This is a genomic window from Streptomyces albiaxialis, assembly GCF_039530985.1.
Lineage (GTDB): Bacteria > Actinomycetota > Actinomycetes > Streptomycetales > Streptomycetaceae > Streptomyces > Streptomyces albiaxialis.
In genome coordinates this window covers 298,452-318,013 of sequence record NZ_BAAAPE010000008.1, presented here as the reverse complement: position 1 = coordinate 318,013, position 19,562 = coordinate 298,452, and the positions used below count along the sequence as shown (strand labels likewise).

Genomic DNA, 19,562 nt, shown 5'->3' with positions numbered 1-19,562 from the left:
GGTAGCTCCGCTGAGTGCCCGGGGGCCGGGCGAGATAGGGTCGAGGCGTCAGACACAGGAGGTCCAGGTTGTTCTACGGCGCGATGAAGCTCTCTGTGGGCAACGCCCTGAAGCTCACGTTCCGGCCGTGGGTCGAGGGCCTGGAGAACGTGCCGGACGAGGGGCCCGCGATCCTCGCGAGCAACCATCTCTCGTTCTCCGACTCGTTCTTCCTCCCGGCCGTGCTCGACCGGAAGGTCACGTTCATCGCCAAGGCGGAGTACTTCACCTCGCCCGGCGTGAAGGGAAAGCTCACCGCCGCGTTCTTCAAGGGCGTCGGCCAGCTCCCGGTGGACCGCTCGGGCGTACGGGGCGCGGGCGAGGCCGCGATCAAGAGCGGGCTCGAAGTGCTGGAGCGCGGCGAGCTGTTCGGGATCTACCCGGAGGGCACGCGCTCTCCCGACGGCCGGCTCTACCGGGGCAAGCCCGGCGGCCTGGCCCGCCTCGCGCTGCGCTCGGGGGCGCCGGTCATCCCCGTCGCCATGGTCGACACCGAGAAGATCCAGCCCCCCGGCAAGGTCGTCCCCAAGCTGATGCGTCCGGGCATCCGGATCGGGGAGCCGCTCGACTTCAGCCGCTACCAGGGGATGGACAACGACCGCTTCATCCAGCGCGCGGTCACCGACGAGGTGATGTACGCGATCCTGCGCCTCTCCGGGCAGGAGTACGTGGACATGTACGCGACGGCCGCCAAGCGCCAGATCGCCGAGGCCGCGAAGCGCGAGGCGGAGGCGGAGAAGGCCGAGAAGGCGGAGCGCGCCGAGGCGGAGAAGGCCGAGAAGGCCGAGCAGACGGAGCAGAAGGCCGCGTCCGAGCGGGCGGGGAAGACCGACCGGGCGGCATAGCGGCCCGCGGGGGGCCGGAGGGGGGAGCGTCGATGGCGGCGCGGCAGCGGGCGAAGCGCTTCGGAGGCATCCGGAAGATGTCGGTCGAGCAGCCGCTCTGGCATGCCCTGACCGGCTACCGCGTGCTGACGCTGGCGTACGCGCTGGTCGTCTTCTCCTGGCAGTTCGACGACTACAGCGCCCCCGTGCCCGGCGCCGTCTATCTGGGCGCCCTGACCGTATGGACGCTGGTCACGCTCCGTCGCGTCTCCTCGGCCCGCCGCTGCACCCGCCCGTTCCTCGCCGCCGACATCTCCTTCGCGCTCGTCGGCATCCTGCTCTCGCCGCTCATCGACACGCACGAGAAGGTCGGCCCGACGCTCCCGTCGATCTGGGTCGCGGGCCCCGTCCTGGCCTTCGCGCTGAAGGGCGGCTGGCGCTGGGCCGCGGGTGCCTCGCTGCTGGTCGGCGTCGCGAACGTGATCGAGCGCGGCGCCGTCACCCGCCCCACCCTCCACAACGTGCTGCTGGTCTGCGTCGCGAGCGTCGCGATCGGCTACGTCGTGGAGGTGGCCCGCGACAGTGAACGGACGCTCGCCCGCGCCCTCCAGATCGAGGCCGCGACGCGCGAGCGGGAGCGCCTGGCCCGCGACATCCACGACAGCGTCCTCCAGGTCCTGGCCATGGTCCAGCGCCGGGGCACCGCGCTCGGCGGCGAGGCGGCCGAGCTGGGGCGGCTGGCGGGCGAGCAGGAGGTCGCGCTGCGCACGCTCGTCTCCAGCGGGATCGTGCCGCGGCAGGGCGACGGGGCGGGCCCGCGAGACGGCCCGGGGGGCGGCCCGGGAGACGGACCCGGGGACGGCGAGGACGAGCCCGCTCCCGTCCCCGCAGGGGCCGGGAGCGCGGACGAGGACGGCGCCGTGGACCGGGCGCCCTGCGATCTGCGGACGCTGCTCTCGGCGCACTCCGCCGCGCGCGTCTCGTTCGCCGAGCCGGGCATGCCCGTGGAGCTGCCCTCGGGGGTGGCGGCGGAGCTGGCGGCGGCCGTCAGCGCCGCGCTGGACAACGTACGCGAGCACGCCGGCGGCCCCGAGGGGCAGGAGGCCCAGGCGTGGATCCTGCTGGAGGACGAGCCGGACGAGGTCGTCGTCACCGTCCGCGACGACGGCCCCGGCATCCCGCGCGGGCGCCTCGCGGACGCGGAGGCGGAGGGCCGGATGGGCGTCGCGCTCTCGATCCGGGGGCGGCTGCGCGACCTGGGCGGCAGCGCGGAGCTGGTGTCCGTTCCGGGACAGGGGACCGAAGTCGAGCTGAGGGTGCCGAAGAGATGACGGACGAAGCGGCGGGGAAGCCCGTGAAGGTGATGGTGGTCGACGACCACCCGATGTGGCGGGACGCGGTCGCGCGCGACCTGGGCGAGGCCGGGTTCGAGGTCGTCGCGACGGCGGGCGACGGGCTGCAGGCCGTGCGCCGGGCCCGCGCGACCGGGCCCGACGTGCTGGTGCTGGACCTGAACCTGCCGGAGAAGCCCGGCGTCGAGGTCTGCCGCGAGCTGGTCGGCAAGGGCACGGGTCCGCGCGTGCTGGTCCTCTCGGCGAGCGGCGAGCACGCGGACGTCCTGGAGGCCGTGAAGTCCGGCGCCACCGGCTATCTGGTGAAGTCGGCGAGCACGGAGGAGCTGCTGGACGCCGTCCGCAGGACGGCCGTCGGCGACCCGGTCTTCACCCCGGGTCTGGCCGGGCTGGTCCTCGGCGAGTACCGCAGGCTGGCCGCCGACCCGGCGCCGTCCGCGCCGGACAAGCCCGCGGTGCCGCACCTGACCGAGCGCGAGACGGAGGTCCTGCGGCTCGTCGCCAAGGGGCTGAGCTACAAGCAGATCGCCGAGCGCCTGGTCATCTCGCACCGCACGGTGCAGAACCACGTCCAGAACACCCTCGGCAAGCTCCAGTTGCACAACCGCGTGGAGCTGGTGCGGTACGCGATCGAGCGCGGACTCGACGAGGAGTGAGGACGCGGGTGACGGCGCGGACGAGGGCACGGATGTGCGCCTGGGACGTGCACACCTGTCCTTCGTACGAGTGATTGCCGATCGGCAACTCCCCTTTTCCCCCAAGGAATTCCGCTTCGCGCGGCATCCCCTGTGACGTGGATCACCGTTAGCGTGGCCGCAGTTGTGTCCACAGGCGCGTCCACGCGGAGAAGGGAGACCCCATGCGGGTCGGAGTGCTGACCGGCGGCGGTGACTGCCCCGGTCTCAATGCGGTCATGCGGGCCGTAGTCCGTAAGGGAGTCCAGCGTTATGAGATGGACTTCGTCGGCTTCCGCGACGGCTGGCGCGGCCCCCTGGAGGGGGACACCGCCCAGCTCGACATCCCGGCGGTCCGCGGCATGCTGCCGCGGGGCGGCACGCTGCTCGGCTCCTCGCGCACCAACCCCTTCAAGGAGGAGGACGGGGTCCGGCGCATCAAGGAGAATCTCGCGAAGCACGAGGTCGACGCCCTGATCGCCATCGGCGGCGAGGACACCCTCGGGGTGGCGGCCAAGCTCACCGACGAGTACGGGATCCGGTGCGTAGGCGTCCCCAAGACGATCGACAACGACCTCTCGGCCACCGATTACACCTTCGGTTTCAACACCGCGGTCACCGTCGCCACCGAGGCCATCGACCGCCTGCACACCACCGCCGAGTCCCATATGCGCGTCCTCGTCGTGGAGGTGATGGGCCGCCACGCGGGCTGGATCGCGCTCCACTCGGGCCTGGCGGGCGGGGCGAACTGCATCCTGATCCCCGAGCAGCGCTTCGACATCGAGGAGGTCTGCTCCTGGGTCACCTCCCGCTTCAAGGCGAGCTACGCCCCGATCGTCGTCGTCGCCGAGGGCGCGATGCCGAAGGGCGGCGAGATGGTCCTCAAGGACGGCTCCACGGACTCCTTCGGCCATGTCCGCCTCTCGGGCGTCGGCGAGTGGCTGTCCAAGGAGATCGAGAGCCGCACCGGCAAGGAGGCCCGGACGACGGTGCTGGGCCACATCCAGCGCGGCGGCACGCCCAGCGCGTTCGACCGCTGGCTCGCCACGCGCTTCGGGCTCCACGCGATCGACGCCGTCCGGGACGAGGCGTGGGGCACGATGGTCGCCCTGCGCGGCACGGACATCGTCCGGGTGCCGCTCTCCAAGGCCACGGAGAAGCTCAAGACGGTCGACCCCGCGCTGTACGAGGAGGCGGGCGTCTTCTTCGGCTGAGGCGCCGACGCCTGCGGCGGGCCCGGGGCGGCCGGGGGCCGGGGCGGGACCCTCCGCAGGCGTACGCCCTGGTCACTCCGGCTGCATTTCCCCGGGCGACGGTCCCCGGATCCCCGGCCGGACAGGCAGGTCGACCGGGATGCCCCGCCAGGACATCACGCGGAGAGTCCGAGTAACGTACGACGTATCGCCCGATATGAGCCCTCTGTCCCGGGAGTGCGTGCCATGGAGATCCTCGCCTTCGGCGTTCAGCAGGACGAACGGCCCTTCTTGGAGCGCGCGTTCCGGCAGCGCCAGCTCCACGCGCGCTGCGTCGACGTGTTCATGAACCGGGACACGGCGCCCCTCGCCGCGGGCCACGAGGTCATCTCCGTCAGTGTCAACGCGGACCTGGACGCCGACACCCTGCGCGCCCTCGCCGAGGGCGGCACGCGGATGATCGCCCAGCGGGCCACCGGCTTCAACAACATCGCGCTGGACACCGCCGCCGAGCTGGGCATGACGGTGGCCCGGGTGTCGTACTACTCGCCGTTCGCCGTCGCCGAGTTCGCCTGGGCCCTGGCGATGGCCGTGAACCGCCGGGTCGTCCGCGCGGCCCGCCGCACCCGCGAGTTCGACTTCCGGCTGGACGGCCTGATGGGCCGCGACATGCACGGCCGTACGGTCGGCGTCGTCGGCACCGGCAAGATCGGCGAGGCGTTCACCCGCATCGCGCACGGCTTCGGGATGAACCTGCTGGGCTGGGACGTCGCGGAGAACCCGGCCTGCGTCGAGCTGGGCATGCGGTACGTCGAGCTGCCGCGCCTCCTCGCCGACGCCGACCTGCTCAGCCTCCACGTCCCGCTGCTCCCCGACACCCACCACCTCATCGACGGCCCCGCGCTCCGCTCCATGAAGGACGACGCGCTGCTGGTCAACTCCTCGCGGGGCGGCCTGATCGACACCGAGGCGCTCGTCGAGGAGCTGCGCCAGGGCCGCTTCTCGGGCGTGGGCCTGGATGTGTACGAGGCGGAGTCGGGCCTCTTCTTCCACGACAAGTCGCTCGACGTGGTCCAGGACGACGTCCTCGCCCGCCTGATGACGTTCAGCAACGTGCTGGTCACCTCGCACCAGGCGTACTACACGAGCGACGCGGTCGGCCAGATCGTCGACACCACGGTGAGCAACGTGGAGGACTATCTGGCCGGCCGCACCAGCGCCAATGTGCTCACCGCACCAGGACAGCCTCCAGCAGTTCCGCGATGATCCCCGCGCCGTCCAGCGTCAGCACCGACTCGGGGTGGAACTGCACCCCGGCGAAGCCCGGCCCGCGCAGCGCGTGCACCTCGCCGCTCGCCGCGTCCCGGCTCAGCTCGACGCGGTGCAGGGACAGCTCCTCGGCGGCCTCGTCGTCGCAGCGCGCGGTGTAGGAGTTGTAGAAGCCGACGGTCGCGGGCCGCCCGAACAGGTCGATCCGCTCCTGCGCGCCCTGGTACGGCTGCTCCTTCCGTACGAGGTCGAGCCCCAGCTCGGCGGCGAGCAGCTCGTGCCCGAGGCAGACGCCCAGCAGACCGTGCCGGTGCTCGCGCACCAGCTCGGCGGCGAGCCCGCGCAGCAGCCGCATCTTCGGGTCGCCGGTGTCGCGCGGGTCGCCGGGCCCGGGACCCAGCACCACGGGACCCTCGTGCGCCAGCGCCGCCCCGCGCAGCCCCGGGGCGTCGTAGCGCCGTACGGTCACCGGGTGGCCCGAGGCGCGCAGCAGATGGGCGAGCATCGAGGTGAAGGTGTCCTCGCCGTCCACGACGAGCACCTCGCGCGCGTCCCTCTCCGGCCGCCCCGTCCGCATCCGCAGCCAGAACGGCGCGAGCCCCGCCCGCCGCTCCTCCAGCGCCGCCTGCACGCGCGGGTCGTCCGCGAGCCTGACGCGAGCGCGTGCGGCCCGGGGGCGCCCCTCGCGCACGCCGAGCGCCGTCAGCACCCCGGCCGCCTTCGCGTGCGTCTCGGCGACCTCGCTCGCCGGGTCCGAGGCGCGGACGAGCGTGGCGCCGACCGGGACGCGCAGCCTGCCCGTGGCCGCGTCGATGTCGGCGGCGCGGATGAGGATGGGGGAGTCGAGGGTCTGCGCGCCGCCCGCGTCCCGTCCGACGAGGGCCAGCGCGCCCGCGTAGTAGCCGCGCCCGCCGTGCTCGTGGCGCTCGATCACGCGGCACGCGTTCTCGACGGGCGAGCCGGTCACGGTCGCCGCGAACATCGTCTCGCGCAGCACGTCGCGCACGTCGAGCGTGCTCTTGCCGCGCAGCTCGTACTCGGTGTGCGCGAGATGCGCCATCTCCTTGAGCCGGGGCCCGACGACGACGCCGCCCTCGTCGCCGACCGTGCACATCATCTTCAGTTCCTCGTCGACGACCATGGACAGCTCCTCGCTCTCCTTCCGGTCGCCCAGGAACTCCAGCAGCCCCTCCACGCCCGGCCCCTCGGGCGGATACCGGTAGGTCCCGCTGATCGGGTTCATCACGACGGTCCCGCCGCTCATCCGCACATGCACCTCGGGGCTGGCGCCCAGCAGGACACGGTCGCCGGTGTGCACGACGAACGTCCAGTACGCGCCCTGCTCGCCGCGCAGCAGCCGCCCGAAGAGCGCGAGCGCGTCGGCCCGCGAGAAGCCGGGGACGGTGCCCTCGAAGGTGCGGCGGATGACGAAGTTCGCGCCCTCGCCCGCGCCGATCTCGTCCTCCACGACCCGGCGCACGATCTCCTCGTACGCCGTGTCGTCCACGTCGAACGCGCCGCCCTCTACGGTGACCGCGTGCGCGGGCAGGGCCTCCAGCACGTCGTCGAGGGGGAGTTCGTGCCGGTGTTCCGGGACCAGGACCGAGAGGGGCGTACCGTCGTCGGTCACGTCGAACCCCCGCTCCCGGATCTGCCGGAAGGGGATCAGCGCCAGCGCGCCGGTGCCGTCCACGGGCATGCCGGCGAGCCGTTCCCTCTCGACCACGGGCCCGGTCAGGAGCTCGACGGTATCGGCCTCGCGGCCGGGCGTACGCCTGCGGAGCAGGGCGAAAGGTGGGGCGTCGTCGCTGGTCAGGCGGTTGATGAGGGTGCTGGTGCGGTCCATGGGCGGGTTCCTTCACGTGGGGAGGAACGGCCGGACGCAGACACGAAAAAGGCCGCCCCTCGGGCGGCCGGTACGTTGCGTTAGCGCACGCGCGTAAGTGGATGGGCCGCCGACTGAGCGGGCCACCACCAGTTCATGTTCATGAGCGCGTGCATGCGAGCACCCTAACGGATCCAGCCGAGCCCGTGCTGCCCCCTACTCCTCCCTTCCGCTGCGCTTGGGAGGCCCGCGCTCCTGACGGGGCAAGCCCCACTCCTCCCTGCAGCGCTTGGGAAGTCTGCGCAAGGCGCAGGGTTGGCAAGCGCAGCCCCCATGCCGGGTGCGGCTGCAAGGGGGCCGGGTTCGGGCAGCCCCGCACGCTGCTTCGCGGGCTGCCGCTGCGCCGTGGCTGGGCGCGCAGTTCCCCGCGCCCCTTATGGGGCAAGCCCAGAAGTCTTGGACCGGGTGCTCTCGCAGAGGTCTGGTCAGCCGTCCAGTTCCATCGGTACAGCTCTTACGCTGCGGCCCGCCTTGTCCAGGACGCGCCCCACATGCTTGATGGTGCGCAGCACCACCGCCCGTTCGTCGATGCGCAGCGACAGCCCCTGCAGCTCGCGCCCGATGTGGGTCTCCAGGGCGTGGACGTCGTGGAGGGCCCTGAGCCACACGTCGAGGACCAGGTTGTAGGGGCCCGCGGTGATCGTGCAGAGGCGCAGCTCCGGCAGGGTGCGGAGCGCCTGCGCCGCCGCTTCCAGATGCTCGGCCGGTACGGACGCGAAGTACACCGCGGCGACCGGCGAGCCCGACAGCGGGCGGGCCACGGTGCAGCGCAGGGAGACCTGGCGGCTCGCGGTGAGGAGCTGGAGTCTGCGGCGGGCCGTCGCCACGCTCGTACCCACCACCGCGGCCAGCTCGGTGAGCGGCATCCGTCCGTCCTGCCCGATGGCCACGGCGATGCGCTGGTCGACCGGGGTCAGGGAGGTGAGGACCGCGGGCCGCTCGGGCGACGGCGGCTGGAGCGCGGCGCGCTGCCGCGCGGTCAGGGCGCGCAGCCGCCACATGCTGCCCTCCCACGGCGCCGCCGTGATGACGTGGATGCGGGTCGTACGGACGCCGGGGATGCGGGAGACGCGTTCGGAGACGTAGTCGACGAGCCGTCCCAGGTCGCGGGCGATGACGATGGCGATGAGGTCGCGGGAGCCCGAGGTCTGCTTGAGGCTCATGATCTCCGCGTCGTCGGCGAGGACGCCCGAGACCTCGGCGAGCCGGGCGCCGTCCGTGACGATCTCGACGTGCGCGCGGACCGCGCCCTCGTGACCGATCGAGAGGTAGCCGTCGACCCAGGCGGTGCCCGCGTCCCGCATCCGCTGCCAGCGGCGCGCGACGGTGACGGGGTCGACGCCGAGCACCTTGCCGACCAGCGACCAGGGGGCGCGCGGCTGGATCTGGAGCGCGTGCAGGAGCTGGAGGTCCAGCTCGTCCAGCTCGCCCAGTTCGTCCAGCTCGTCCACCGCGTCCGGCGCCCCCCGCGTTCCGCGCGGGTCGGCAGATCCCTGCATCTCTCTGGCCTTTCCGGATCGTGCGTATACAGGCTCCCGATGAACGATTCCGGCGATTCGACAGCCCGTTCGTCGAGAGACCTGACCGTATCCCCAGACCTCACCGCGACGACACCAGGAGTTTCTGTGACCTCCCCTGCCTCTTCCGCCCCGCTCCGGATCACCGGCGCCCGCATCGTCGACGGCACCGGCGCGGGCCCCGTGGACGACGGTGTGGTGCGTACGGGCGCGGACGGCACGCTCGCCTACGTCGGGCCCGCCGCCGCCGAGCCGCCCGTGGAGCCCGGCACGCGGACCCTCGACGTCGGGGGCCGCACGGTGCTGCCCGGGTTCATCGACACCCACGTCCACTTCTGCGCGGGCTCCTCGGCCGACCTCACCCGGCGCTTTCAGGAGGACCCGACCGTGGGCGTCTTCCGTGCCGCCGAGCGGATGCGGCTGACGCTGGAGGCGGGCGTCACCACGGCCCGCGACCTGGGTGGCCTCCCGGCCGGGTTCCGCGTCGCGCAGGCCGAGGGGCTGACCGTGGGCCCGCGGATCCGTACGGCCGTACGGATCATGGGCCACACCGGCGGCCACGCCGACTACAGCACGCCCTGCGGGATGGACCTCAGCGGCGGCGTCGGGGAGATCGCGGACACGGTCGACCAGGTGCGGATCTCGGTGCGCAGGCTGCTGCGCGAGGGCGCCGACGTGATCAAGGTCTGCGCGACCGGCGGCATGGGCAGCCCGCACGACCAGCCCGACGACGAAGGGCTGAGTGAGGAGGAGATCCGCGCGGTCGTCGACGAGGTCTCGCGGCACGGCGGCCGTCCCGTCGCCGCCCACGCGCAGGGCACGGCGGGCATCCTCAACGCGATCCGCGGCGGCGTGACCAGCGTCGAGCACGGCTACGGACTCGACGTGCGGGCCCGTGAACTCGCGGGCGAGCGCGGCACGTTCGTCGTCCCGACGCTCTCCACGGTCTTCGACGGAATCGACAAGTCGACCATGGAGTCGTACCACTACGAGAAGAAGGTCCGCTGGTCCGGGATCACCCAGGAGAACATCGCGGCCGCCATCGCCGACGGCGTCCGGATCGCGCTGGGCACCGACTCCGCGATCTGTCCGCACGGCCGGAACCTGCGCGAGCTGATCCATCTGGTGAGACTCGGCATGTCCCCGCTCGACGCGATCACCGCGGGCACCCGCACCGCCGCCGAGCTGCTCGGCCTCGACGACCGCGTCGGCACCCTCGCCGCGGGCAAGGAGGCCGACCTCGTGGTCTGCGACGGCGACCCGCTCGCGGACATCTCCGTCCTGGCCGAGCCGGAGCGGATCGCGTACGTCCTCCAGGGCGGCACCGTCCGCAAGAACCTGCTGCCAGCGCAGCCCGACGCGAGAGGGTAGCGACGACGATGGCCAAGACGACGGACAAGGCCCCGGCCCCGGCCGGCGGCGGGCTCCTCGACAGGGTGCTCGGCCTGATCGAGCGCGGCGGCAACCGGCTGCCGCACCCCTTCTACCTGTTCACCGGCATTTTCGCGGTCCTCGCCGTCGCCTCGACCGTGCTGGCCGTGGCGGGCGCGAGCGTGACCGTGCCGGGCTCGGACAAGACGCTGGAGATCCACGGCCTGCTCACGGGCGAGGGCGTCCAGTGGCTGCTGGCGAACCTCATCCCGAATTTCACCGGCTTCCCCTCGCTGGGGACCGTGCTGCTGATGATGATGGCGGTCGGCGTCGCCGAGAAGACGGGGCTGCTGGAGGCGGCCGTACGGATCAGCATCGCGCGCACTCCCGCCCGTTTCCTTCCGTACGTGATCGCCTTCGTGGCCTGTCAGGCGCACCTGATGAGCGACATCGCCATCATCGTGATCCCGCCGCTCGCCGCGCTCGCCTTCCGGGCCGCCGGGCGCAACCCCGTGGCGGGCCTGATCGGCGCCTTCGCCTCCGTCTGCGCCGGATACGCGGCGGGCTTCACCATCGGCGCCCTCGACGCGCTCTACGTCGGGATCACCGAGAAGGCCGCCGCCGTCCTGCCGGACGCGCCGGGCGTCGAGACCCACATCCTGATCAACTACTTCTTCACCGCGACCGCCAGCGCCCTGCTCGGCCTCCTCGGCGGCTTCCTCACCGCGCGCGTCCTGGAGCCCCGGCTGCCCCAGCCCACGGGCGACGGCGTCACGGACCCGGACGCCGCGGAGACCGGCCGGGCCCCCGAGGGCGCCGCGCAGGCGGGCGAGGTCACCACCGCCGTCACCGCCGCCGAGAAGCGCGGGCTGCTGCGCGCGCTGCTCGCCGTCGGCGCGTACGGCGCGGCCGTCGTCGTCTGCTGGCTGCTCCCCGGCAGCCCGCTGCGCGGCGAGGGCGGCGCGCTCGTGCCCTCGCCCGTGCTGGACGGGGTGGTGCCGCTGCTCTTCGTCGCGTTCCTGCTCGGCGGCGTGGTGTACGGCGTGTCCGTCGGCACCCTGCGCGGCGCCGACGACGTGCCGAAGATCATGGCCCAGTCGGTCACCGGGATGTCCGGCTACATCGTGCTCATCTTCATGATCAGCCAGGTCATCGGGGTGTTCGAATGGTCGAACGTCGGTACCCTGCTCGCGGTCAAGGCCGCGGCCCTGCTGAAGGCGGCGGGCCTGACGGGCTTCCTGGGCGTCCTCCTCTTCGTGCTGCTCGTCTGCGTCCTCAACCTCTTCATCACCTCGGGCTCGGCCCTGTGGTCGCTGATGGCGCCGGTCTTCGTGCCGACCTTCATGCTGCTCGGGCTGGAGCCCGCGCTGACCCAGGCCGCGTTCCGGATCGGCGACTCCGCGACGCAGATGATCACCCCGATGAACCCGTACCTCTTCCTGGCCCTGGCCCTGCTGCGGCGGTACGAGCCCGAGGCGCGGCTCGGCACCCTGCTCTCGCGGCTGGCCGTCTTCACCGTGCCGTTCCTGCTGGCCTGGCTCGCGGTGCTGGGGATCTTCTACTTCGCCGACCTCCCGCTGGGCCCGGGCTCCGGCGTCCACCTCCCGGCGAAGCCGTGATACCGGTCTCGTATCGCGGGCAGGGGGACGGAGGCCCCCGGAAACCCCGTAATCTTTACCGTGTGACTGTGAACGCCAACACCGACGCCGGTGCCCACACCTGGCGAGACCTTCCCGCGGCACAGCAGCCCGACTGGCCGGACCACGAGGCTCTGCGCGACGTGCTCGCGGAGCTGGAGTCCTATCCGCCGCTCGTCTTCGCCGGCGAGTGCGACCAGTTGCGTGCCCGGCTGGGCGCGGTCGCCCGCGGTGAGGCGTTCCTGCTCCAGGGTGGCGACTGCGCCGAGGCATTCGACCAGGTCAGCGCCGAGCACATCCGGAACAAGCTCAAGACGCTGCTCCAGATGGGCGCCGTGCTGACCTACGCCGGGTCCGTCCCGGTCGTGAAGGTCGGCCGGATCGCCGGGCAGTACAGCAAGCCCCGCTCGAAGCCGACCGAGACCCGCGACGGCGTCACCCTGCCGTCGTACCGGGGCGACTCGGTGAACGGGTTCGAGTTCACGCCGGAGGCGCGTACGCCCGACCCGGAGCGGCTGAAGCGGATGTACCACGCCTCGGCCTCGACGCTGAACCTCGTGCGTGCCTTCACCACCGGCGGTTACGCGGACCTGCGCCAGGTGCACGCCTGGAACCAGGACTTCGTCAAGAGCTCCCCGTCCGGGCAGCGGTACGAGGCGCTGGCCCGCGAGATCGACCAGGCCATGAAGTTCATGCGGGCCTGCGGCACGGACCCCGAGGAGCTGCGCACCGTCGAGTTCTACTCGTCGCACGAGGCGCTCCTGCTCGACTACGAGTCGGCGCTCACCCGCGTCGACTCCCGCAGCGGGAATCTCTACGACGTCTCCGGGCACATGGTCTGGATCGGCGAGCGCACCCGCCAACTGGACGGGGCGCACGTGGAGTTCGCCTCCCGCGTCCGGAACCCGGTCGGCGTGAAGCTGGGCCCGACGACCACCTCCGAGGAGGCGCTGGCGCTCATCGACAAGATCGACCCGGACCGCGAGCCGGGGCGCCTCACCTTCATCACGCGGATGGGCGCCGACAAGATCCGCGACCGGCTCCCGGAGCTGGTGGAGAAGGTCACGGCGTCCGGCGCCCAGGTGGCCTGGATCTCGGACCCGATGCACGGCAACACCTTCGAGGCCGCCAGCGGGCACAAGACCCGGCGCTTCGACGACGTGCTGGACGAGGTCAAGGGCTTCTTCGAGGTCCACAAGGGCCTCGGCACCCACCCGGGCGGCATCCACATGGAGCTGACCGGCGACGATGTCACGGAGTGCGTGGGCGGCGGCGACGAGATCTTCGTCGACGACCTCCACCAGCGCTACGAGACGGCGTGCGACCCCCGCCTCAACCGCAGCCAGTCCCTGGACCTGGCCTTCCTGGTCGCGGAGATGTACCGGGACCAGTAGCCGACCGCCGCGCAGCCGTGGGGCCCGCATCGATGTGATGCGGGCCCCACGCGCATTTATGGACACTCCGGCCGGGGTAAGGTTAGGTTAACCTCATCGATTCGATGCCCTGATGCTCCACCATGCTCCACGGAGGTGACCGCGTGTACGTCTGCTCATGCTTCGGCATCACAGAGGAGCAGGTGCGCGAGCACGCGGCGGCGGGTGCGTGCACCCCGCGCCAGATAGCCTCCGAGAGCAAGGCGGGCACCGACTGCGGCTCCTGCGTGCGCCGCATCCAGGGCCTCCTGGGCCGGGGCACCTGCCCCCGCCGCGCGGCCATGGACAAGGGGGAGCCGGCCCTGGAGCCGATGGAGCCCGAGCCCGTGCAAGAGCGGGCTCTTACGAGTCCGGCTGCTTGATGAGCTGGGCGATGTAGAGCGCCTCTCCGAGCTTCTCGACCAGTTCGAGCTGGGTGTCGAGATAGTCGATGTGGTGCTCCTCGTCCTTGAGGATGTCCTCGAAGAGCTTCGCCGACGTGATGTCGCCCTTGGAGCGCATCAGCTCGATGCCCCGGCGCAGCCGGTCGATGGCCTCGACCTCGATCTGCCGGTCGGCCTGGAACATCTCGGTGACCGTCTGGCCGACGCGCACATGGAAGAGCCGCTGGTAGTTCGGCAGGCCCTCCAGGAACAGGATCCGGTCCGTGAGCACCTCGGCGTGCTTCATCTCGTCGAAGGACTCGGACCGCGTGTACTCCGCGAGCTTCGTCCAGCCGAAGTTCTCCTGCATCTTGGCGTGCAGGAAGTACTGGTTGATCGCGGTCAGCTCCGCGGTCAACTGCTCGTTGAGGAATTCGATGACCTCGGGGTCGCCCTGCATGGTGGCGGGCTCCTTCCAGGGGGCAGGAATGTGCGAGTGCTTGCGCGCGCCCGCGCATCCTCGCACCGCCCCCGCGCGCCGGTCCAGTAAGTGCAGGCTTACCGAATTTGCCCGGATTTACGACCGCGAGTGAGGGGTGAGGGGGCGGTAAGGAGCACCCCTGTCGGTCTGTCACCATGGAGACATGGGTCAACCGCAAAGCCGCGAAGGGGAGCAACCGGAGCTTCCGCCCGGGCAGCGGCTCCAGCGCGGCTGGCCGGTGACGCACTACGGGCCGGTGCCGAAGTTCAAGCCCGACCGCTGGGACTTCCGGGTCTTCGGAGCCACCGCCGACGGCGACAAGCGGTCGTGGACGCACGAGGAGTTCACCGCTCTGCCGTACGAGACGGTGGTCGCCGACCTGCACTGTGTCGCCAAGTTCAGCATGCTGGGCGCCGAGTGGGGCGGGATCCGCGCGCGTACGGTCCTGGAGCTGGCGCCCCCCGCGCCGGACGTCACCCATGTGATGGTCTGGGCCGAGTACGGCTTCAGCTCGAATCTGCGGCTCGCCGACTTCGCCGCGGACAACGTCGTGTTCGCGACCCATCGCGCGGGCGAACTCCTCACCGCCGAGCACGGCTTCCCCGTACGTCTCGTCGTGCCCCATCTGTACGCCTGGAAAGGGCCCAAGTGGGTGCGCGGCATCGAGTACATGACGGCCGACCGCCGCGGTTTCTGGGAGGAGCGGGGGTACCACAACATCGGCGACCCCTGGGAGGAGCAGCGTTACTCCTACCAGGAGGAGCCGGGGGACGGTCCCGAGCTGTAGGCCCCGTGCGGCGGGGTCAGTGGTACTGGTGGACCACCGCGTGGCCCTTGCCCTTGCCGATGAGCCAGCGGTTGACGGGCGTGGTCACCACGAAGGCGATGGCGAAGGCCACGGCCAGCGTGATCCAGAACAGCCACTCCGTGAGGTGCGCGTCCATCGCGCCCGGGGTCACCAGGATCACCCCGTTGTCGACGATCTCCATGACGAGGATCGAGACCGTGTCGGCGGCCAGGGCGACCTTGAAGGCGGACTTGAAGTCGAGCCCGGCGCGGAGCACGGCGTACATCGTGAAGCTGTAGCCGAAGACGAACGCCAGGGCGATCGCGAGCGCCATCGTCGGGGCGTTGTGCCAGGCCAGCGCCGTGCCGATCATCATGCCCAGGATCTCGCCGATGGCACAGCCGGTGAGGCAGTGCAGCGTGGCCCTGGCGGCCATGGCCCAGGAGACGGGGCCGTGGCCGCCGTGGTCGTGCTGCGCGTGTTCGGGCTGCGCGTGGGTGTGGTCGTGCGGGGTGTGGTCGTGCTGCGCGTGGTCGTGGTGGTGCTGGGACATGTGCGACACCTCGCGAGAACGGAGCGGTTCCTGGCGTGCTACGAGGTGAACCATATACCCCTGAGGGGTATTCCCGTACCCGGGAAACGGATCAGCGGAGCTTCTTCAGCAGGGCCACGTCGTCCGCGTGCCCCTGCTTGCCGCCCGGGGTCTCGATCACCAGCGGGACGCCCTCGGTCGCCGGGTGGGCCAGCAGCTCGGCGAAGGGGCTCTCGCCGATGTGGCCCGCGCCGATGTTCGCGTGCCGGTCCTTGTGGGCGCCCACGACGTCCTTCGAGTCGTTGGCGTGGATCAGCTTGAGCCGCCCGGGCCCCGCCACCGCCACCAGCTCGTCGAGCGTGTCCCGTACGCCGTCGGGCGCCGCGAGGTCGTGCCCGGCGGCGAAGACGTGGCAGGTGTCGAGGCAGACCCCGAGCCGGGGGTGCCGGCCGAGGACGTCGAAGTACGGGCCGAGATCGCGCACTTGCGAGCAGAGCGAGGCGCCCTGGCCCGCGGTCGGCTCCAGCAGCAGCCACGGGTCGTCGTCGTGCGTCAGCTCGTCCAGCAGGGGTCGCATCAGCTCGCCCGCCTGTGCGAGCGCCGTCTCCCGCGGCCGTCCGCCCGTCGCCGAGCCCGTGTGGACGACCACGCCGAGCGCGCCGATCTCCCGGCCCCGGCGCAGCGAATGGCGCATCGAGGAGACGGACTTGGCGGCCGTCGCCTCGTTGTCCGAGCCGAAATTGATGAGATACGGCGCGTGGATGTAGGCGGGAATGTTCTCCTCCGCGCAGGCGGCGCGGAATTTCTCGTCCTGCTCCGGATTTCCCGGGGGAGTGGCCCAGCCGCGCGGATTCGCGACGAAGACCTGAACCGTCTCCGCCGCTATTTCCCGCGCATAGGAAATGCCATTGGCGGCCAGACCCCCGGCTACGGGGACATGGCCGCCAATGGGATTGCGCTCTTGCTTCGTCTGTTGTGCGGTCACACGCTCAGTATGCCGAATTGACGTTGTCCATCGAACCGTACCTGTCGGCCGCGTAGTTGCAGGCGGCGACGATGTTGGCGACCGGGTCGGTGAGGTTCTTCGGGGTGCCCTCGACGTGGTAGGCGTCGAAGGTCGGCTGGATGACCTGGAGCAGACCCTTGGACGGCACGCCGTTCTTGGCGTTCACGTCCCAGTCGTTGACCACGTTCGGGTTGCCGCCGGACTCGCGGATGATGTTGCGCTTGATGCCGTCGTACGAGCCGGGGATGCCGTGCTGCTTCATGATCGACCGGGCCTCGCGGATCCATCCGTCGAGGTTGTCGGGGTAGCTGGGCTTGGCGGGGGCGGCGCGCTTGGCGGAGCGGCTGGCGGGCTTGTCGGCCTTGTCGCGCGCGGCGGCCTCGGCCTTCGCGTCCTCGGCCTCGCGGGCCTCCTGGGCCTTGCGCTCGGCGTCGCGCTTGGCGGCGGCGTCCTTGCGGGCCTCGGCGGCCTTCCGCGCCTCGTCGGCCTCCTGCTTGGCCACGGCGGGGTCCTTCTTGGCGACCGACGACTCGTGCTTCGCGGAGGCGGAGCCCGCGGCGAACGCGACGGGCTCGGCGGAGATGGTGGCCGCGGCCTGGCTGTGGTTCCCGTCCTCGGCGGAACCGGGGACGACCGTAAGAGCCAGGGCCGCCGCGCCCGCCGCGCTGATACCGACGGCGGAAATCTTCTTGGCCTTGGGGTTGCGGAGATAACCGGAGATGCTGGGCATGGGGAGAGCGGAGCCTTTCCGTTGGTTTGCGTCGCAGAGCCGGGGGTAGGCGGGCTAACGCCGAGTTCATGTCCCGGCGCCGTGCGACGAAGACCAAGTGTTAAAGGCTTCGAATTGGCAAATCAAAGGTGTGACGTACGACCCTGATTAGTGGGCGGCGTATGACGTCATGTCAGAAGTGCCGCATGTCCGGTTCTGTTCCACTAATCCCCTTCGTACGTGATGTGCGCCCTATGCGCGGGCTCACACGGGGGACCCCCTGATCTCACCCTCTGTCGAGGGCACATCACCGGAATCGGCACTCAGTGAGGGCTCAGTGAGGCTCCGCGGGGACTCCGCGAAGAGGCTCAGCGGAGCCAGAGGGTGACCTCGGAGCCGCGCGGGGCCTCGTCGCCCGCGTCGGGGGACTGGTTGAAGACCGTGTCGCCGATGAAGAGCCTGCGCACCTTCACCTTGAACCCGGCGTCCTCCAGCTTCCTGCGGGCCTCGTCCTTGCCCGTCTCCTCCACGTCGGGCACCTCGACCATGTCCTGGCCCTTGGAGAGCGTGAGCGTGATCGTCGCGCCCCGCTCCCGTACGGCGCCGTCGGCGGGGGACTGGCGGGCGACCGCGCCCTCGTCCTCCTCGGAGAAGACCCGCTTCGCCGCCACGCGGACCTTGAAGCCCTCCTCCTTCAGCTCCTCCCGGGCCGCGCTCTCGTCCTCGCCGACCACGTCCGGCACGTCCAGCGGCTCGCCCTTGGAGACGGACAGCGCGACGGCCGAGCCGGAGCGCCGCTTCGTCCCCGGTGTCGGGTCCGTCGTGACGACCTCGCCGCGCGGCACGCTCTCGCTGAAGCGGCGCTTGACCACGCCGGGCTCCAGGCCCGCCTTCTTCAGCTCGTTCTTGGCCTCGGCGAGCGGCGAACCCTTCACGTCCGGGACCTTCACGACGTCCGGGCCGCGCGAGACGACCAGCGTGACGGTGCCGGTGTTGCGGATGCGCTCGCCCGGATTCGGGTTGGTGTCGATGACGTGGCCGCGCTTCACCCGCGAGCTGTAGTCGTGCGTGACCCTCACGTCGAGGCCCTCGTCGTCGAGGAGCCGGGTCGCCTCCGCCTGCGTCTTGTCGAGCACGGCGGGCGTCCGCGTGAACTGTCCGGAGTTGATGTACCAGATCCCCACGCCCAGCAGGACGAGCAGCAGCGCGCCCACCGCGACCAGCGCCCAGCGCGGCGGACGGCGCGGCCCTCCGCGCGCGTCCCCGCCGCCCCCGGGCGTGGCCGGGGGGTCCAGCGGCGGCGGGGCCAGCCGCGTGGTGGCGTTCAGCGGCTCGGCGGCGGAGACGAGCGCCGGGCGCGGGATCACGTACGTACTGGCCTCGTCGCCGCCGGAGCCCGCCGCCTGCTCCTCCGCGCCGTCCGCCTTCGCGCGCGGCGGCACGGCGTCCAGCTCCGCGTCGGTCAGCCGGGCCCGCGCCGCGCGGGTCTCCGACAGCAGCGCGACGGCGTCGGCGGGGCGTCGCTCGGGGTCGCGCGCCGCGGCGCGCGCCACCAGCTCGTCCAGCGCCCGCGCGGCGCCGGGCGCCGCCTCCGACGGGGCCGGGACGTCCTCGTGCAGATGCTGGTAGAGCACCTGCGCCGGGGTGCCGCCCGCGTGCGGCTTGGCGCCGGTCAGCATCTCGTAGAGCATCACGCCGCACGCGTACAGATCGGTACGGGTGTCGGCCGCGCCGTGCTCGATCTGCTCCGGCGCGAGATACGAGACGGTGCCCAGGATCGAGTCCGTCGTCACCCCGGACTGGCTGTCCACGGCCCGTACGAGCCCGAAGTCGGCGACCTTCACCCGGCCGTCGTCCCCTATCAGGACGTTCTCCGGCTTCATGTCGCGGTGCACGAGGCCCGCGCGGTGCGCGGCGCCGAGCGCGGCGAGGACGGGCTCCAGGATGTCGAGCGCCGCGCGCGGCTGGAGCGCGCCCCGGTCGCGCAGCACGTCACGGAGCGTGCAGCCGGAGACGTACTCCATCGCGAGATAGACGTACGTCCCGTCGGTGCCCTGGTCGTAGACGCCGACCACGTTGGGGTGCGCGAGGCGGGCGGCCGACTTGGCCTCCCGGATGAACCGGCCCACGAACGTGTCGTCGGCCACGAGAGAGGGATGCATCACCTTCAGGGCCAGCACGCGGTCCAGGCGTGTGTCCATCGCACGGTAGACCGTGGCCATGCCGCCGACGGCGATCCGCGCGTCCACGCGGTAACGCCCGTCCAGCACCTGGCCGACCAGCGGATCCTTGAGGGTGGTGTCCATTGCGGAGAGTTTACGAGCCGCGATGCCCTTCGGGTTCGTGCGGTGCCCTGCTGGAGCCGAACAGTGACGTTGCCCGGCATCCGGACTGCCCCCGGGCTGCCCCTTGCGGTGCGTCGCAGACCGTGCGTGCGCCGTGGTCGCTCGCGCAGTTCCCCGCGCCCCTGACGGGGCGCCCCTGCTGGCGC

Annotated in this window: 17 protein-coding genes; 10 read left to right on the top strand and 7 right to left on the bottom strand. The window is 71.6% G+C overall.

The window, feature by feature from the left end:
- Positions 1 to 83 precede the first annotated feature (83 nt).
- The 5 genes from ABD343_RS17615 (at position 84) to ABD343_RS17595 (ending at position 5,348) form a co-directional block, all read left to right on the top strand.
- Positions 84 to 884: a lysophospholipid acyltransferase family protein gene (locus tag ABD343_RS17615; RefSeq protein ID WP_425578205.1), complete on the top strand. Its 801-nt coding sequence runs from the start codon at positions 84 to 86 to the stop codon at positions 882 to 884.
- 32 nt (positions 885 to 916) lie between these two features.
- Entirely contained in the window at positions 917 to 2,194 is a 1,278-nt protein-coding gene (gene macS / locus ABD343_RS17610; RefSeq protein ID WP_425578204.1) for a MacS family sensor histidine kinase, read from the top strand.
- The gene (locus ABD343_RS17605; RefSeq protein WP_344529141.1) at positions 2,191 to 2,871 is read left to right on the top strand and encodes a response regulator; all 681 of its coding nucleotides are present in this window, start codon (positions 2,191 to 2,193) and stop codon (positions 2,869 to 2,871) included. The genes macS and ABD343_RS17605 overlap by 4 nt, the downstream gene beginning before the upstream one ends.
- 203 nt (positions 2,872 to 3,074) lie before the next feature.
- Positions 3,075 to 4,103, top strand: coding sequence for a 6-phosphofructokinase (locus ABD343_RS17600; protein WP_344529139.1), 1,029 nt, complete (start codon positions 3,075 to 3,077; stop codon positions 4,101 to 4,103).
- Between the two features lie 225 nt (positions 4,104 to 4,328).
- Positions 4,329 to 5,348, top strand: coding sequence for a 2-hydroxyacid dehydrogenase (locus ABD343_RS17595; protein ID WP_344529137.1), 1,020 nt, complete (start codon positions 4,329 to 4,331; stop codon positions 5,346 to 5,348).
- Here the strand turns inward: ABD343_RS17595 and ABD343_RS17590 are convergent.
- Positions 5,311 to 7,197, bottom strand: a complete 1,887-nt coding sequence (locus ABD343_RS17590; RefSeq protein WP_344529135.1) for an anthranilate synthase family protein — start codon at positions 7,195 to 7,197, stop codon at positions 5,311 to 5,313. The two genes, ABD343_RS17595 and ABD343_RS17590, sit on opposite strands and share 38 nt — an antisense overlap.
- Before the next feature lie 464 nt (positions 7,198 to 7,661).
- Complete coding sequence (locus tag ABD343_RS17585; RefSeq protein WP_344529133.1) at positions 7,662 to 8,735, bottom strand: Lrp/AsnC family transcriptional regulator; 1,074 nt, start codon at positions 8,733 to 8,735, stop codon at positions 7,662 to 7,664.
- Positions 8,736 to 8,861: 126 nt separating this feature from the next.
- Here ABD343_RS17585 and ABD343_RS17580 point away from each other — a divergent pair, with 126 nt between their 5' ends.
- The 4 genes from ABD343_RS17580 to ABD343_RS17565 all read left to right on the top strand — a co-directional run bounded on the left by ABD343_RS17580 (position 8,862) and on the right by ABD343_RS17565 (position 13,556).
- Positions 8,862 to 10,124, top strand: coding sequence for a metal-dependent hydrolase family protein (locus ABD343_RS17580; protein WP_344529131.1), 1,263 nt, complete (start codon positions 8,862 to 8,864; stop codon positions 10,122 to 10,124).
- Positions 10,125 to 10,132: 8 nt separating this feature from the next.
- On the top strand, positions 10,133 to 11,743 hold the full coding sequence (locus ABD343_RS17575; protein WP_344529129.1) for an AbgT family transporter: 1,611 nt from the start codon (positions 10,133 to 10,135) through the stop codon (positions 11,741 to 11,743).
- A gap of 68 nt (positions 11,744 to 11,811) precedes the next feature.
- The gene (locus ABD343_RS17570; RefSeq protein ID WP_425578203.1) at positions 11,812 to 13,155 is read left to right on the top strand and encodes a class II 3-deoxy-7-phosphoheptulonate synthase; all 1,344 of its coding nucleotides are present in this window, start codon (positions 11,812 to 11,814) and stop codon (positions 13,153 to 13,155) included.
- 122 nt (positions 13,156 to 13,277) lie between these two features.
- Positions 13,278 to 13,556, top strand: a complete 279-nt coding sequence (locus tag ABD343_RS17565; protein WP_344529126.1) for a (2Fe-2S)-binding protein — start codon at positions 13,278 to 13,280, stop codon at positions 13,554 to 13,556.
- Here the strand turns inward: ABD343_RS17565 and bfr are convergent.
- Positions 13,537 to 14,016, bottom strand: a complete 480-nt coding sequence (gene bfr, locus ABD343_RS17560) for a bacterioferritin (protein WP_344529124.1) — start codon at positions 14,014 to 14,016, stop codon at positions 13,537 to 13,539. The genes ABD343_RS17565 and bfr overlap by 20 nt on opposite strands.
- A gap of 184 nt (positions 14,017 to 14,200) precedes the next feature.
- On the opposite strand from bfr, the gene ABD343_RS17555 reads away from it, so the two are divergent.
- Positions 14,201 to 14,824, top strand: coding sequence for a sulfite oxidase-like oxidoreductase (locus ABD343_RS17555; protein WP_344529122.1), 624 nt, complete (start codon positions 14,201 to 14,203; stop codon positions 14,822 to 14,824).
- Positions 14,825 to 14,840: 16 nt separating this feature from the next.
- Here ABD343_RS17555 and ABD343_RS17550 read toward each other — a convergent pair whose 3' ends face one another.
- The 4 genes from ABD343_RS17550 to pknB form a co-directional block, all read right to left on the bottom strand.
- Complete coding sequence (locus tag ABD343_RS17550) at positions 14,841 to 15,377, bottom strand: DUF4396 domain-containing protein (protein ID WP_344529120.1); 537 nt, start codon at positions 15,375 to 15,377, stop codon at positions 14,841 to 14,843.
- Between the two features lie 91 nt (positions 15,378 to 15,468).
- Positions 15,469 to 16,341 (bottom strand): deoxyribonuclease IV, encoded by an 873-nt coding sequence (locus tag ABD343_RS17545; RefSeq protein WP_344529118.1) that lies wholly within the window; start codon positions 16,339 to 16,341, stop codon positions 15,469 to 15,471.
- A 4-nt stretch (positions 16,342 to 16,345) separates the two neighbouring features.
- Positions 16,346 to 17,092, bottom strand: a complete 747-nt coding sequence (locus ABD343_RS17540; RefSeq protein ID WP_344529116.1) for a transglycosylase SLT domain-containing protein — start codon at positions 17,090 to 17,092, stop codon at positions 16,346 to 16,348.
- A 347-nt stretch (positions 17,093 to 17,439) separates the two neighbouring features.
- The gene (pknB, locus tag ABD343_RS17535) at positions 17,440 to 19,377 is read right to left on the bottom strand and encodes a Stk1 family PASTA domain-containing Ser/Thr kinase (protein ID WP_344529114.1); all 1,938 of its coding nucleotides are present in this window, start codon (positions 19,375 to 19,377) and stop codon (positions 17,440 to 17,442) included.
- Positions 19,378 to 19,562: the final 185 nt, after the last annotated feature.